The organism is Streptococcus oralis (assembly GCF_023611505.1).
Taxonomy (GTDB): Bacteria; Bacillota; Bacilli; order Lactobacillales; family Streptococcaceae; genus Streptococcus; species Streptococcus oralis_CT.
Window position 1 is genome coordinate 1,918,498 of record NZ_CP097843.1, and the last position, 14,214, is coordinate 1,932,711.

Sequence of the window (14,214 nt, forward strand, 5' to 3'; positions counted from 1 at the left end):
ATCACATTGTGAACAGCACAGCTGTGGTACTATAATACCTAACAACCTAATCATTTCCAGCAAAAAATCCCGCAGATTTGCGGGATCTTCTCTTGCATCAATGCGCCAACATTTCTTGGGCGATTTCTTGTCCAGATAGGTTATCTGGGTAGTAGGTTGGCCAGTTATCCATCTCTTCAAAGAGGGCTTCTTGGCTGGTACCTCCAAAGAAGATATGGAAATGTTCTGCCTTAACTGGGGCGATATTGTGGTCACTAAACTGAACATACTTGAACTGTCCAGCGTCCGCATCTGTCGCTTCAAAGAGGAAGCGCACGCCACGATTGCCTTTCTTATAAGTCAAGATTTTCTTACCGACATACTTGTAGGTGAATTTCTTGCTTTGGCCACCTTGAACAAATTCCATAGTATTATCCGTAATGTTGATCTTAGTCACATCTGTCTGATAGCCTTTTCTATAGTAGGCCTTGTACTCATCCTTTGTCATCTTGCCAGTCAACTTAGCCTTGTAGTCAAAGACTTGATCAAAAGTTCCATCCTCAAGGAAAGGATAGACAGACTGCCAGTTACCAGTATAGTCACTTAAGGTGCGGTCTTTGACATCTGCATCCTCAAAGTAACCATTGTGAACTGTCTTGGTGTTTTCTTCCTTTTCTGGCTCGATTTCCGGTCCTTCTTGATCTGTTGTCTGCTTCAAAGCCTTGAGGTTTTTCTCCATGATAGAGATATAGTTCTCACCAGCCTTGGTTGCTTCTTCTGTCAGGCTTTCTAGCGGATTGAGCACATCTAGTTTGACGCCCGTTTCTTTTGAGAGGGTATTGGCGAGGGCTTGTGAGGCATTTTCTTCAAAGTAGATATAAGAAATCTTGTTTTTCTTGATATACTCTGTCAATTCTGCCAAACGTGCTGCCGATGGTTCTGCATCTGGTGAGAGACCTGAGATGGATACTTGCTTGAGACCGTAGTCCAAGGCAAGGTAGTTAAAGGCAGCGTGCTGGGTCACAAAGCTCTTTTGTTTGGCTTGAGACAAGCCATCTGTGTAGGCCTTGTCCAATGCTTGCAATTTTTCGATATAGGCAGCTGCATTCTTCTCAAAAGTCTCTTTTTTATCAGGATAATCTGCTGACAAGCTGTCACGGATATGCTCTACCAGTTTGATGGCGCGTGCTGGTGAAAGCCAAACGTGGGGATCGTAGTCGTGATGGTGACCCTCACCGCCATGGTCATGTCCTTCCTCTTCTTCCTCACCACCTGGCAAGAGGAGCATATCACCTGTCGCCTTGATGGTTTTCACTTTTTTCTTATCCAAGGATTCTAGCAATTTAGGAACCCAAGTTTCCATATTTTCATTTTCATAGACAAAGGTATCTGCGTCTTGGATTTTGGCAACTGCCTTGGCAGACGGTTCGTATTCGTGAGGTTCTGTACCAGCACCGATTAGAAGTTCTACATTTGCAGTATCTCCCGCGACTTGCTTGGTAAATTCGTAGACAGGGTAAAAGGTTGTCACGATATTTAGCTTCCCCTCTGCCTGCTTTTGATTGGAACAAGCCACTAAAAACAAGGCACATAGACTAGCTAGTAGTAAGCTAATTTTTTTCATTTCATTCTCCTATTTGATAAAGCGTTTCAGTAGACTGACTAACAAAAAGACAGCTACAAAGATAATGGTAATACTAGCGCTGGCAGGGGTTTCCGCATAGTAGGAAATATAGAGACCTGCCACCATTCCCAAAAAGCCAATAGCACTAGCTAGCAACATAACGGATTTAAAGTTTTTCCCCAGACGAAGGGCAATACTAGCTGGCAAGACCATAATGGTCGACACCAAAAGGGCTCCTGCAGCTGGAATCATAAGGGCAATGGCCACCCCTGTCACCATGTTAAAGAGGATAGACATAGTACGAACTGGTAAGCCATCCACAAAGGCCGTATCCTCATCAAAAGTCAGGATATACATTGGTCGCAAGAACAAGAAAGTCAAGAGTAAAACGACCGCAGCAATAACAAAGAGGGCAATGACCTGCTCCTGACTAATGGTCACAATAGACCCAAAGAGATATTGGTCCAAACTCATGGAACTCGAACTTTTTCCCTTACTCATCACGATAAGGGAGACTGCAAGCCCTGTAGACATGAGGATGGCAGTTCCGATTTCCATAAAGTTCTTGTAAACCGTACGGAGATACTCTAGAAAGACCGCAGCGATCAGGACGATAGCAATGGTTGAAATCGTTGGAGAAATCCCCAGAACCAGACCAAAGGCTACACCTGAAAGTGAGACGTGACTGAGTGTATCACTCATGAGACTCTGACGACGCAAGATAAGGAAGGTTCCAAGAACTGGAGAAAAGAGACTCATGGCAATGACCGCCAAGAAGGCACGCTGCATGAAGTCATAAGATAACAAACTAAGCATGTTCCACCTCCTGGTCGCTTTCGTGAACGTTGAAACAACGCCACGGCGAGTCTTGGTTACGGACTAGATGAATATTGCGATCCGCATAGTCCTTGACCTCCTCAGGGTCATGGGTAATCATCAAAACAGCCTTGCCATGATGATGGGCACTATGGTGCATGAGTTCGTAAAATTCATTTTTGCTTCCAGCATCCATCCCTGTCGTCGGCTCATCCAAGACAAAGATATCTGGGTCAGAAGCAAACATCCGTGCAATAACCGCCCGTTGCTTTTGCCCACCAGAGAGGGAGCCAATTCGTTTATCACGGTGTTCCCACATACCAACTGAGTCTAGACTGGCCTTGATATGCTCCTCATCGTGGGCATTCAAACGACGGAACCAGCCCTTTCGCGGATAGCGACCCGACTTGACAAATTCATAAACTGTACTTGGAAAACCAGCATTAAAACTGGCAATCTGCTGAGGAAGATAAGCTATCCTAAGCTTTTTACCATGAGTGTTTGTCTTTGAGATGGTTACCTTGCCAAGTCTCGGCTGCAAGATGCCCAGACTCGCCTTGATAAGCGTCGTCTTGGCAGCCCCATTTTCACCAGTCAGGGTGACAAACTCCCCACTATCAACACTATAGTTGATATGCTCGAGGACAGGTTCCTTGTCATAATAGAAAGACAAGTCCTCTACTGTAATATACCGCATTATTTGATTTCTCCTACTAAAGCAGTTAAAAACCGCTGGATAACTTCTTGTTCATTTGGAGTAAACTGACTTGCCACTTGTTCATAGGCTAAGAGCGTGTGTTCATGATGATGGTGGTGTTCCTCTGCCACTGGTCGAGCCAGCTCTGTCAGTTGATAAAAAATCACACGCGCATCCTTTGGATCTCTCGATGTCTCTAACATGCCCTCTTTGACCAAAGACTTGATAGCCTTGGTCACTGCCGCCTGACTGACATTAAGGCGACGGGCCAGCTCCGAGTTGGTTAAGGATTCTTCCGACAAGAGCATGAGGATGTGTTCCTGAGTGTTGGTCAAGGCTACGTCACTCGTGCAATGCCCAATTAGAATTTCATGCTGGTTCTCAGATCTCAAGATCACCTCGTTTAAAAAGTTATCGATTTCCTGTGCAAGCTGTCTCATGTGTTACTCCTTCCCTAGCTATCTTTTCCGTAAAAAAACTTAGATAACCACCGATTCTTTACTGGTTAATTATATCATAAACCAAAAAAGAGTCAAGGGAAAAAGGAGTAAAAACGTTTCCCTAGACTCTTCTAGATGTGAAATTTAACCTATTTTAGCTTTGGTTTTCTGCTCGATAAGATACCTGCCAGACCAGCTACCATTCCCATCAAGAGCAAGAAGATGGATTGTTCACTTCCTGTATTTGGGAGAGCTTTTTCTGAGACAACTGCCTTCTTGCTAAATTGACCTGCCACCTCATAAGTCAATGGCACATTCGTAGTCGCATCGCTAGCAGCTGCATTCGTTTGAGGCGTTTCTACCGGCAGACTAAAGATTGTAGAATCCACAGAAATCGTCCGCGAGTTTGGATTGATCTTTTCATACTGGGTCAAATCAGCAGTTTTCAAATATTCTTCAAAAGCTGCATCCATAGATGGGCCTTCTTCACGCGCGCCACCTAACATAGTGTAGCCATCGCCACCCGCAGCTAGAAAATCATTAGTTGCAAGATAGTAGGTTTTTGCGAGGTCTAGGAGATCATAACGACCAGTTGTGCGGTTTTTAACCTGAATAGCCAAGACACGTTTACCTGATGGTAGGTTGGTATCATAGTAGACCTTCACACCCGAAACTTGCAAGAAGCCACCACTTGGCTCTAACAATGGTTGGCCGTTCTCATCCAAGACCTTCTTGCCATCCTTATCGACCTGCAAGATAGATCCGAGTGACTTTTCAAACATATCCAATACTTGTTGCCCCGTCACTTGGATTTGTGAGATGGTATTTCCAAATGGAAGAACCGCAATGACATTGCCTTTCGTAATCGGTTTGCCTTTTGCAATAGTTTCACGCAAGCCACCACCATTTGTCACAGCGATGTCAGTCGGATGGCTAAATCCTGTCTGACCATACTGATAGAGAGAATCTGCTACAACGTTTCCGAGGTTGGTTTCACGAACCCGAACGTTTTCACGATCTCCATTGAGTTCTACAGGGCTGTTTGAAACGACTTCAACAGCATTTTTAGCATCGTATTTTTGTTTAATGTCTTTGACTAGTTTTTCAACTGTTGGATTAGCTGGTAATTTTTTAGCATCAGCAGCCGGAATCTGAGTTGGATTGCCCAAAAGCTGACGTGATTTGTAGGTGATTTTCCCTACATTATGAAGGTAGCTTCCTGTCTGGTTATAGGTAACATTGTCTCCATAAGTCGTTGATTCTACTGTATGAGAGTGACCGTCGATTACTGTTACGCGTTTCCCTTTCAAACGAGGATTTTTAGACAAGGCTTCTGCCAAAGTTGAACCACGCCATTCGACTGGGGTTGTGGTATCCACACCCAAGTGAGCCAGCACAACATAGTGTTTGTAGTCCTTACCTTCTGCACGAGCCTTGGCTTGAACTTCTTCGATGACCTTATTGACTTCAGAGATTGGATCTGTAAAAGTTACCCCTTTGACATTTTTAGGGTGAGTTTTGGTAGCTGTTTCAGGTGTTGTCACGCCGATTACAACAAACTCATCACCTTCCACAGTCTTATCTTTATCAACGATTGTAGAAGCTTCAAAAAGACGAGCTCCATTGACATAAGTATTGGAGCTAAGTAATGGGAATTTCAAGATTTCCTTGTATTTTTTAACTTCATCAAGACCAAAGTCAAACTCATGGTTTCCTACTGCCATGGCATCATACTGCATCTTATTAAGAATTTCAGCACGCGCTTCACCCTTTGTAGAGTTGGAAATCGGTAAACCTTGGAAGGCGTCTCCCGCATCTACGACGAGAGTCGTTTGATTTGATTTCGCGCGTTCCTGCTCAATGACAGTCGCCAACTTGGCATCACCAATTACTCCCTTTTCCTCTACAATACGACCATGGACATCATTGGTGTGTAAGATAACGGTGTCCTTTTCTTCGCTTTTAGGAGATTCAGCAGGAGCTGACGGAGCTTCTGCAGGTACAACTGCTTCTGATGTTGCCGAAGTTTCCGGTACCGCAGGGCTCTCAACAGGAGCTGGAGTCGCCGACGTAGCAGGAGTCGCTACAACAGCTGAACTTTCTGCAGGTGTTGTTGCTTCTTCAGCGTATACTTGTCCAGCTAAGAAGGCTGGAGCTAACAGGGCTGTCGACAAGACAGGTAACAAAGAACGTTTGTTCATTTTAAAATCCTTTTCTTTTCGTTTTTCCTTTATATTATACGATATTTCTAGAAAATTTGAAACCTTTGACTTATTTTCATCTAAAACATTCGCTATTTAAACAAAAAAGCTTGGGTTCAAATCCCAAACTTTTAGCTCATTTTATTGGAAATCTTTGATCTTCCCATCATAGGTCGCCCAGTCCTTGCTAAAGAAGCGGTCATTCATCTTGTAGTCTGGAGCTGGTTTCGGATCCGTCAAGAAAGGATTGACAACCTTATCAAAAGCCAGCCAACCCAACCATCCTAGATGAATGGTATCCTTAACAAAATATGGATCCCCTCCATTTTTTGAAAAATCAGCAATATTGGTAAAACCCTGACTTTCTAATTGGTAACGAATTTTCTCCACTGCATGCTGGTACATCTCTTCGCTGAGCCCTGTGTACTCCATCCACTTCTTGTTAACCGGCTGAATGACAAAGAGCACATTGACATTCGACTTAGCAAATTGATTGAGGACCAGCTGCAAATCATTGTATTCAGAGGACTTGAGGAAGTTGTAATTTTTTTGATACCCTTCCCATTTTTTTAAATCCTTTTTAACCTCTCTCGTATAGAAATGATTTTCCATCCCCATATCGTTATTGGTCGTATTTGCCTCTGCGTCCTTACGAACAATTTTTTCTAACTCATCATAAGAAAATTGATCTGGAAGATCTTTTAAATAGTTCTCCACGTGTTCCTTGTACTTGAGTTTTCCTCGAATGGAGAATTGTCCAAAGAGAGCGGATTGCTTTTCATTGAATCGCGCAAAAATATCAATAGCAACTTGATCAACCTCTGATAATTCTTCACCCTTTGACAGTTTTTGAACAATGCCTTTTAATGCAACATTAGGATTCTGCTTTAACAATCGAATAGCCGCATGCTTTGCAGCAATGTCACCAGATTGATTTCCCAAAAAAGCTGTCAATTGGTCACTGTTAAAAAATCTCTGAAACGCTGCGGGTTCATAATCTGTCTCCGTAAACCACTGAGGCGAAATCACAAATACCGCCTGCTTATTCTCTATTTCTGGCAAAATTTGCTGTAGACCAAAATATTGATTTAGAGAGGCTGCTCCTGCTTGACCTAAAAAGTAAGGACGATAGGGACGATGGTATTTCTCTGCTAAAACAGCTGGATGGACACTATCAAATCGAATCCATTCACTGGACCCTAGAAAAGGAATAAAACGCATATTTGGATCCGTAAGGGCCCTTACTTTTTGGCTTCTCTCTTTAAAACTCTCTATACTAACAGAAGCCGCTGAGTACTTCTCCTCCGTCAGATTATGACTTGTTGTACTTGGATAAAAAAAGATGAGTAAAAGAATCAAAAGGCCAGCAATGAAGATAGGACCGAAGATCAGCCACAAGCGTTTAAGCATTCTTCAACTCCGTGATACCTGCTACGATTTTATTAGCCGTATTCCAGTCATCACGACCGAACTCCGTCACTGGAACACGAATGTCAAAACGGTTTTCAATCTCAACGATCAATTCAACCGTTCCCATGCTATCCAAGACACCAGCATCAAAAAGATCTTCATCCATCATGTCAGAAACATCTTCCATAAACAACTCATCAATAATTTCAATAACTTCTGATTTGATATCCATTTTTTATATCCTTTTATTTTTTAAACCATAAATCATTCAAAAATCCAGAAAAGATTAAGAATGAAACCATCACGACATGGAAGGTGACAACCATGCCAAGCAACTGAATCCAGCGATTCTCAGGTAAGGAACCCTTTCCAGCTTTTTTCCGTTCTTTATTGAGCGCTTTTTTCTTACGAACCCATGCATCATTGATGACTAGCCCAATCCCATGGAAAAGTCCATAGGCGATGTAGTACCAGGTCACACCATGCCAAAATCCCATAATCAGCATATTGAGAATGTAGGCTACACTTGAAGTGACATTGCGATTTTTAAAGACCTTCTTTCTGGTCAACACCATGACCATCCGCATAAAGACAAAGTCACGGAACCAGAAAGACAGACTCATGTGCCAGCGATTCCAAAACTCTTTTAAATCCCTTGACAAAAAGGGCTTGTTAAAGTTGATAGGACTATGAATACCCATCAAGTTTGAAATGGCTAAGGCAAACATAGAGTAGCCCGCAAAGTCAAAGAATAAGTCTAGACCAAAAGTATACATCACCGCCAGAGCATAATGATTAAAGAAGCCACCTGTCTGTAAGGCCAAATTTTTCAGCGGAGGCAGTAATATCTCTCCTAAAACATGGGCCAAGATAAACTTGTAAAGGAAGCCAAGCATGATATACTTGACAGCCTCTTCTAGCATGTCCATCAACTCATCCCGCTCAGGAATGGTCTCATAATTTTCATTGAAGCGTTTAAAACGATCAATGGGACCACTTGAGAAAGTCGGCATAAAGAGAAGAAAACGTAAGAATTGCCAAATCGTTAAATCCTTAATGACACCGTCTCTTAACTCAACGATAACCCCAACAGCACGAAAGGTTAGGTAAGAAATCCCTAAAAATCCAAACAAAGATTGAGGTCCATGAATAGCAGGAGATACTTTCACAAAGACGATAGGCAATAGAGATAAAAAGCTAACTAGGTAAAATATCCATTTACTATCCCGTTGTTTCCTATACCTTTTGTAAAAAGATACAAGAAGTACTTGCCAGATAACATAAAGGATAAGAGCGCTTATTTGATTCGTCTTTCCACCTACCAACATGGTGACGATAAAGAAGAGACTAACGAGCACCTCGTACAAGGCAAAACGTTTCTTGAAAAAAAGACCAATAAAGATAGGTAAAGTCGCAGCAATTACGTATAAAAAGTACTGAAGATCACCATAAGGTTCCAAATGAGGTAGCTGTTTATAAAGCTCCATCATCTACTGTTTACCTCGTTAATCAAGCCCTTGATATCAATTTTACCATTAGGCGTTAGCGGCAAACTATCTCGATAGAGAAACTTAGACGGCATCATATAAGACATCATGATATCTGCTAGGTCTTCTTTGATAGCCTTGGTAATATCGATATCACGTTCAAACTGTTCACGAACGCCGTCCTTTAGGATGACATAGGCCAGTAGATTTTGTACCTTGTGGTCCTTGTTATAACGTGGGACAGCAACAGCCGACTCGATATAGCGAGACTTGTTGAGGTTTTGAGAGACATCTTCAAGTTCAATGCGATAACCATTAAACTTAATCTGGAAATCCATGCGTCCACCATAGAGAAGCAAGCCCTCATCTGTCATGGTTCCTACATCCCCTGTGTGGTAGGCTGGAAGACCTTCGAATTCAAAGAAAGCTTCTGCCGTTTTTTCAGGATTATTCATATAGCCTTTTGAAACAGCTGGCCCAGAAACGATGATTTCTCCCTGTTCACCATTTGGAACTTTCTTCCCTTCCTCGTCAATGATAAAGGTTGGAGAATCCGCCTTGGTATAGCCGATTGGCAGGCGTTTGAGAGTCGCCAACATCTCATCAGTGACGGCAACTGCTGACAAAGCTACTGTCGCTTCTGTTGGACCGTAGGCATTGATAATACGAGCATTTGGGAATCGCTCGCGCAGTTTTTGAGCTGTTTTGACCGTCAATTCTTCACCATCAAAGTAGAAATGCGTGATTCCTGGCATTTTCTCACTGTTAAAGTCTTCTGATAACATGGCCATATCTGCAAAGGACGGTGTTGAGGTCCAGATAGCGATTGGCAAGGAAAAGATCGTCGCAAAGAGTTTTTTGAAGTCCTGAGTAATGGCTGAAGGAAGAGCGAAAAGCGTGCCACCAAGTGCCAAGGTCGGTGCCCAGTACATGACAGATAGGTCAAAAGAATAAGGGGGCTGAGCCAGCATTTGTGGACGACTTGGCGTCGCAAATTCCTTATCTGTAATCATCCAGTTGGTAAAGCTGAGGAGATTGTCATGGGAAATCTGCACCCCCTTTGGCTTACCAGTCGTACCAGAAGTAAAGATAATGTAGTAGTTATCATCACCCTTGACTGGATGCGTGATTTCATAGCTAGTCCCTTGAGAAAAGGCTTCTTGAACCTGAGCTAGAGTCATCATTGGCGTAGAGACTTGCTCCAATGGAAAATCTGAGATGGCAATAATCAAACTTGGCTCTGCAACTTCTACGATAGCAGAAACTCGTTCCAAGGCTGAATGGCTGTCAATTGGAATGTAGGCATGACCCGACTTAGTCAGCGCTACAAAGGTAGCCAACATCTCATATTCCTGACCACCAAAAACGACGACTGGAGATTTCTCAGGCAAGTCAAGTCGATCGATAGCTGCTGCTAAACTATCTGAATCAGCCTTCAGATCGCCATAAGTATGCTCTTGACCTAAAACATTGTAGACAGGATATGTTGGCTGTGTTTGAGCAAAGTGCTCAATCGTTTCAATCATATCTTTTATCGGTTTATTAGACACAGTTCTTTTTCTCCTTTAAACTAGAACTCATTATAAATAAAGCCACCTTGTCCCTGCCCAAGGTAACTAAAAAAATAAAGCAAGCCAAGTAAGATTACAAAATATAGGGCCGTCCGGCCTAAAAATACATGTAGGTTTCGTTGTTTTTTCATAAGCTATCCATTAATATATCATTTCTATCGACTACAAATACGCACTATTAGTAACTTATCTTCCTAACATTTTACCACTTTATCAACCTTTTTTTCAACTGTTTACCATAACTTAAAAGTTCGTTTTAGGTTATTTTAAGATAAATTAAAATGTTAACAGTAAATGTGAACAAAAATTTTCATTTCTATAAATCTCCTATACCAGTCATCAGAAATTAAACAGTTTAAAGAATAACAACAAACACACGGCTCCCTCTTTGGGCATTTTTATGCTAAAATAGTAGCTATGGATAAAATTATTAAAACTATATCAGAAAGCGGAGCCTTTCGTGCTTTTGTCCTTGACAGCACAGAAACCGTCCGCACTGCCCAAGAAAAACATCAAACTCAAGCCAGTTCGACTGTTGCACTTGGTCGTGCCCTTATCGCTAGCCAAATTCTCGCAGCCAATGAAAAAGGAAATACCAAGATTACTGTAAAAGTTCTTGGAACGAGCTCTCTCGGTGCCATCATCACGGTCGCAGATACCAAGGGAAATGTCAAAGGCTACGTTCAAAATCCAGGTGTTGACATCAAAAAGACCGCAACAGGTGAAGTCCTAGTCGGACCTTTTGTCGGAAATGGTCAATTTCTCGTTATCACAGACTACGGTACTGGAAATCCCTACAACTCCATGACTCCTCTCATCTCTGGGGAGATCGGTGAAGACTTGGCCTATTACCTGACAGAAAGCCAACAAACCCCTTCAGCCGTCGGCCTCAATGTTCTTTTGGATAAAGACGACAAGGTCAAAGTCGCAGGTGGCTTCCTTCTCCAAGTGTTGCCAGGAGCCAAGGACGAGGAGATTGCTCGCTTTGAGAAACGCATCCAAGAAATGCCAGCCATTTCAACTCTTCTAGAAAGCGACGACCATATCGAAGCCCTTCTCAAGGCTATCTACGGCGACGAATCATACAAACGTCTATCTGAAGAAGAAATCCGTTTCCAATGTGACTGCAGCAAAGACCGCTTTATGGATGCTCTTGCCAGCCTTCCAAGCTCAGACTTAGAGGAAATGAAAGAGGAAGACCACGGGGCAGAAATCACTTGTCAATTCTGCCAAACAACTTATAATTTTGATGAAAACGACCTGGAGGAACTCATTCGTGACAAATCTTAATACACCTTTTATGATTGGCAATGTTGAGATTCCCAATCGTACTGTTTTAGCGCCCATGGCTGGTGTCACCAACTCAGCCTTTCGTACCATCGCAAAAGAGCTTGGAGCTGGACTCGTTGTGATGGAAATGGTCTCTGACAAGGGAATCCAATACAACAATGAAAAAACCTTGCATATGCTTCACATCGATGAAGGCGAAAATCCCGTTTCTATCCAACTCTTTGGTAGTGATGAAGACAGCCTCGCACGCGCAGCAGAATTCATCCAAGAAAATACCAAGACTGATATCGTCGATATCAACATGGGCTGCCCAGTTAACAAAATCGTGAAAAACGAAGCTGGCGCTATGTGGCTCAAGGATCCAGACAAAATCTACTCTATTATCAACAAGGTCCAATCTGTCCTTGATATCCCCCTTACTGTCAAAATGCGTACCGGCTGGGCTGACCCATCTCTGGCAGTAGAAAATGCTCTCGCCGCTGAGGCTGCTGGTGTCTCTGCCCTTGCTATGCACGGTCGTACCCGTGAGCAAATGTACACTGGCCACGCTGATCTTGAGACCTTGCATGACGTAGCCCAAGCCCTAACCAAGATTCCATTTATCGCCAACGGTGACATCCGTACGGTTCAAGATGCTAAACAACGCATCGAAGAAGTTGGGGCTGACGCTGTTATGATTGGTCGCGCAGCCATGGGAAATCCCTACCTCTTCAATCAAATCAACCACTACTTTGAAACAGGAGAAATCCTTCCTGATTTGACCTTTGAGGATAAGATGAAAATCGCTTACGAACACTTGAAACGCTTGATCAGCCTCAAAGGAGAAAAAATTGCAGTCCGTGAATTCCGTGGCCTCGCTCCTCACTACCTCCGGGGAACATCTGGCGCTGCTAAACTTCGTGGAGCCATTTCACAAGCTAGCACTCTTGCTGAGATTGAAGCCCTCTTGCAATTAGACAAAGCATAGTCTCACATCTACAACTCACAAAAACGGCAAAGCTCAAAAATGAGTCTTGCCGTTTTTATATATTTTCATCTTGTAAATCTAATTGCTTCACTCTAGCTATATAATAGGACATAATCAAAAACAAATTGAGGCTGACAATCCATATAGACCATTCATGAAGAAAATGCATCAATACAGCCAAGCTGATTGCGCCCACTACAAAACTTCCCACAACAATCCCATAATTTAAGGCCTGACGACGGTATTCTTGGACATTTCCTTCTCTTCTAGCAATGCGATACAAAGCAGTCAGCATCTTTCGGTAATTTCCAGACGTCATAAAAATGACATAGGGATGATCTTCAATCAAACTGCCCGTAAATGTTAGCATCATCATTCCTGTTCCAAAAGCGATGAAAGGAACTTCTAATAGAGGAAATCGTGAAAAGAAAGGTAGAATAAGAGTTCCAATAAATAAAGGGAGCAACATCTTAACCCGCCAGTAGGCCGTTTTGCGGTATTCTTTCATGTGCAATGCAAACAGAAATCCTAGAGAAAAGAAAATAATGGAGCAGAATCGTAGCATCGTATTGATAACATTTGAGTCGTGCCAATCAGATATCAGTAGGAGAATATTCCCTGTCTGTGTCGCTACCAAACTATGGTATTGAATATGGCAAAACACATCCAAAGAACCACCTACAAACCCAAGAAATACTCCCATCAATCGTGTGTTTTGAGGTAAGATTAATTTATCCGCCATGTATTATCACTCGTTTTCCTTTGATTTTTTTATTATACCACTTTCTCTTGGAGAAACTAAGTGAAAAACAGTTGATTCACTCTTTTACAGAACGATTTCTAGTAAGAGTTAAAACACAAAATTTTATTATTGAATCAAGGCAACGCTTGAAACTTTACCATCCGCACCTGTTGTAATTTGGATGATTTTTCCTCCTCCGATTTTAGCATTATACTTGCCATCATCAAGAGTGTAAGAGTAGCCTCTAATAGAGTAGTTTTCTTTATTTCCTTCTGCAGTTTCTACTGTAAATTGGCCCCCTGATGAAACCGTAATAGTTTCGCCATTCGCTCCCTTCCAGTTGCCTGCAGCTGCTGAGAAATCACCATCGACCATGGTTAAAACACCCTTGTAGCGTTTGTTGTGTTCTGCTTGCTTGTCTTGAAGTTTGCGGTCAGTTGTTGGATCATAGCCTGACTGGTTAGACTGGGCTTGAGAACCTTGCTGAGTTGATGGAGCCTGAGCTGGAGCTTGTTGACTAGGAGCTGCTTGTTCTTGTCTTGATTCAGGCGCTGGTTTCGCTTGTGACTGATCTGCTGTTGTAGAAGACTGACCAGAAGATGCCTGAGCCTTTTCAGATGAAGCTGAGCTTGAAGATTTTTGAGTCTTGCTTTCTTTGCTAGAAGAAGCTGCTTTGGAACTTGATGATTGACTTGTCTTGGCAGAGCTACTGGTTTGAGCGGTTTCGTTTTTATTTCCACAAGCTCCCAGTAGCAAGGTAGAAGCCAATACAGTCGCTGCCATCAATTTGATATAGGTTTTCTTTTTCATTTTTCTACTCCTTTGTAACATTTTTGAAATATTAAGAAATCTTTTTGTAATATAATTGTAACATTAGACCTTGAATCTGTCAATTATTTAGATAAACTATTTTAAAAATTGTTCCCTCCACTATTTCAATTCGTAATCGAAACGAAAAAATAGAAAATTTTTTATATTAGAGTCCTATTT

General features: G+C 42.3%; 14 protein-coding genes. 2 read left to right on the forward strand and 12 right to left on the reverse strand.

Translation table 11 applies throughout. From position 1 onward, the window contains the following. Positions 1 to 97: 97 nt before the first annotated feature. The 10 genes from adcA to M9H69_RS09680 form a co-directional block, all read right to left on the reverse strand. Entirely contained in the window at positions 98 to 1,603 is a 1,506-nt protein-coding gene (gene adcA / locus M9H69_RS09635; RefSeq protein WP_250315498.1) for a zinc ABC transporter substrate-binding lipoprotein AdcA, read from the reverse strand. 9 nt (positions 1,604 to 1,612) lie between these two features. Next, positions 1,613 to 2,419 carry a metal ABC transporter permease gene (locus M9H69_RS09640; protein WP_250315499.1) on the reverse strand — a complete coding sequence of 269 codons (807 nt, stop codon included), beginning with the start codon at positions 2,417 to 2,419 and terminating at the stop codon, positions 1,613 to 1,615. Continuing rightward, a complete protein-coding gene (locus M9H69_RS09645; RefSeq protein ID WP_084911160.1) occupies positions 2,412 to 3,116 on the reverse strand; it encodes a metal ABC transporter ATP-binding protein in 705 nt (234 codons plus the stop codon). Before M9H69_RS09645 ends, M9H69_RS09640 begins: the two co-directional genes overlap by 8 nt. Then, positions 3,116 to 3,556 (reverse strand): zinc-dependent transcriptional regulator AdcR, encoded by a 441-nt coding sequence (adcR, locus tag M9H69_RS09650; RefSeq protein ID WP_001249328.1) that lies wholly within the window; start codon positions 3,554 to 3,556, stop codon positions 3,116 to 3,118. Before adcR ends, M9H69_RS09645 begins: the two co-directional genes overlap by 1 nt. Positions 3,557 to 3,705: 149 nt before the next feature. Beyond that, entirely contained in the window at positions 3,706 to 5,757 is a 2,052-nt protein-coding gene (gene nt5e, locus M9H69_RS09655) for a cell surface ecto-5'-nucleotidase Nt5e (protein ID WP_250315500.1), read from the reverse strand. A gap of 141 nt (positions 5,758 to 5,898) precedes the next feature. Then, positions 5,899 to 7,167: a D-alanyl-lipoteichoic acid biosynthesis protein DltD gene (gene dltD / locus M9H69_RS09660; protein ID WP_250315501.1), complete on the reverse strand. Its 1,269-nt coding sequence runs from the start codon at positions 7,165 to 7,167 to the stop codon at positions 5,899 to 5,901. After that, complete coding sequence (dltC, locus tag M9H69_RS09665; protein WP_000351968.1) at positions 7,160 to 7,399, reverse strand: D-alanine--poly(phosphoribitol) ligase subunit DltC; 240 nt, start codon at positions 7,397 to 7,399, stop codon at positions 7,160 to 7,162. The genes dltD and dltC overlap by 8 nt, the downstream gene beginning before the upstream one ends. Positions 7,400 to 7,412: 13 nt before the next feature. Beyond that, a complete protein-coding gene (dltB, locus tag M9H69_RS09670) occupies positions 7,413 to 8,657 on the reverse strand; it encodes a D-alanyl-lipoteichoic acid biosynthesis protein DltB (RefSeq protein ID WP_084939466.1) in 1,245 nt (414 codons plus the stop codon). Beyond that, the gene (gene dltA / locus M9H69_RS09675; RefSeq protein ID WP_250315502.1) at positions 8,654 to 10,204 is read right to left on the reverse strand and encodes a D-alanine--poly(phosphoribitol) ligase subunit DltA; all 1,551 of its coding nucleotides are present in this window, start codon (positions 10,202 to 10,204) and stop codon (positions 8,654 to 8,656) included. Before dltA ends, dltB begins: the two co-directional genes overlap by 4 nt. Positions 10,205 to 10,224: 20 nt before the next feature. Continuing rightward, positions 10,225 to 10,356: a teichoic acid D-Ala incorporation-associated protein DltX gene (locus tag M9H69_RS09680; RefSeq protein WP_007518064.1), complete on the reverse strand. Its 132-nt coding sequence runs from the start codon at positions 10,354 to 10,356 to the stop codon at positions 10,225 to 10,227. A 286-nt stretch (positions 10,357 to 10,642) separates the two neighbouring features. Here M9H69_RS09680 and hslO point away from each other — a divergent pair, with 286 nt between their 5' ends. Then, a complete protein-coding gene (hslO, locus tag M9H69_RS09685; protein ID WP_250315503.1) occupies positions 10,643 to 11,515 on the forward strand; it encodes an Hsp33 family molecular chaperone HslO in 873 nt (290 codons plus the stop codon). Beyond that, positions 11,502 to 12,482: a tRNA dihydrouridine synthase DusB gene (dusB, locus tag M9H69_RS09690; RefSeq protein ID WP_250315504.1), complete on the forward strand. Its 981-nt coding sequence runs from the start codon at positions 11,502 to 11,504 to the stop codon at positions 12,480 to 12,482. Before hslO ends, dusB begins: the two co-directional genes overlap by 14 nt. Positions 12,483 to 12,537: 55 nt before the next feature. Here dusB and M9H69_RS09695 read toward each other — a convergent pair whose 3' ends face one another. Together M9H69_RS09695 and M9H69_RS09700 are read right to left on the reverse strand one after the other, a co-directional pair. Continuing rightward, a complete protein-coding gene (locus M9H69_RS09695) occupies positions 12,538 to 13,224 on the reverse strand; it encodes a YoaK family protein (protein WP_250315505.1) in 687 nt (228 codons plus the stop codon). A gap of 126 nt (positions 13,225 to 13,350) precedes the next feature. Next, positions 13,351 to 14,034: a hypothetical protein gene (locus tag M9H69_RS09700; protein WP_096421485.1), complete on the reverse strand. Its 684-nt coding sequence runs from the start codon at positions 14,032 to 14,034 to the stop codon at positions 13,351 to 13,353. Between the last annotated feature and the right edge of the window lie 180 nt (positions 14,035 to 14,214).

Excerpts from the sequence above, each read along its gene's own strand:
- dltB (WP_084939466.1), bottom strand. The coding sequence starts at position 8,657 with ATGATGGAGCTTTATAAACAGCTACCTCATTTGGAACCTTATGGTGAT.
- nt5e (WP_250315500.1), bottom strand. The coding sequence starts at position 5,757 with ATGAACAAACGTTCTTTGTTACCTGTCTTGTCGACAGCCCTGTTAGCT.
- M9H69_RS09680 (WP_007518064.1), bottom strand. The coding sequence starts at position 10,356 with ATGAAAAAACAACGAAACCTACATGTATTTTTAGGCCGGACGGCCCTA.
- M9H69_RS09645 (WP_084911160.1), bottom strand. The coding sequence starts at position 3,116 with ATGCGGTATATTACAGTAGAGGACTTGTCTTTCTATTATGACAAGGAA.
- hslO (WP_250315503.1), top strand. The coding sequence starts at position 10,643 with ATGGATAAAATTATTAAAACTATATCAGAAAGCGGAGCCTTTCGTGCT.
- M9H69_RS09700 (WP_096421485.1), bottom strand. The coding sequence starts at position 14,034 with ATGAAAAAGAAAACCTATATCAAATTGATGGCAGCGACTGTATTGGCT.
- adcA (WP_250315498.1), bottom strand. The coding sequence starts at position 1,603 with ATGAAAAAAATTAGCTTACTACTAGCTAGTCTATGTGCCTTGTTTTTA.
- dltC (WP_000351968.1), bottom strand. The coding sequence starts at position 7,399 with ATGGATATCAAATCAGAAGTTATTGAAATTATTGATGAGTTGTTTATG.
- dltD (WP_250315501.1), bottom strand. The coding sequence starts at position 7,167 with ATGCTTAAACGCTTGTGGCTGATCTTCGGTCCTATCTTCATTGCTGGC.
- adcR (WP_001249328.1), bottom strand. The coding sequence starts at position 3,556 with ATGAGACAGCTTGCACAGGAAATCGATAACTTTTTAAACGAGGTGATC.
- M9H69_RS09695 (WP_250315505.1), bottom strand. The coding sequence starts at position 13,224 with ATGGCGGATAAATTAATCTTACCTCAAAACACACGATTGATGGGAGTA.
- M9H69_RS09640 (WP_250315499.1), bottom strand. The coding sequence starts at position 2,419 with ATGCTTAGTTTGTTATCTTATGACTTCATGCAGCGTGCCTTCTTGGCG.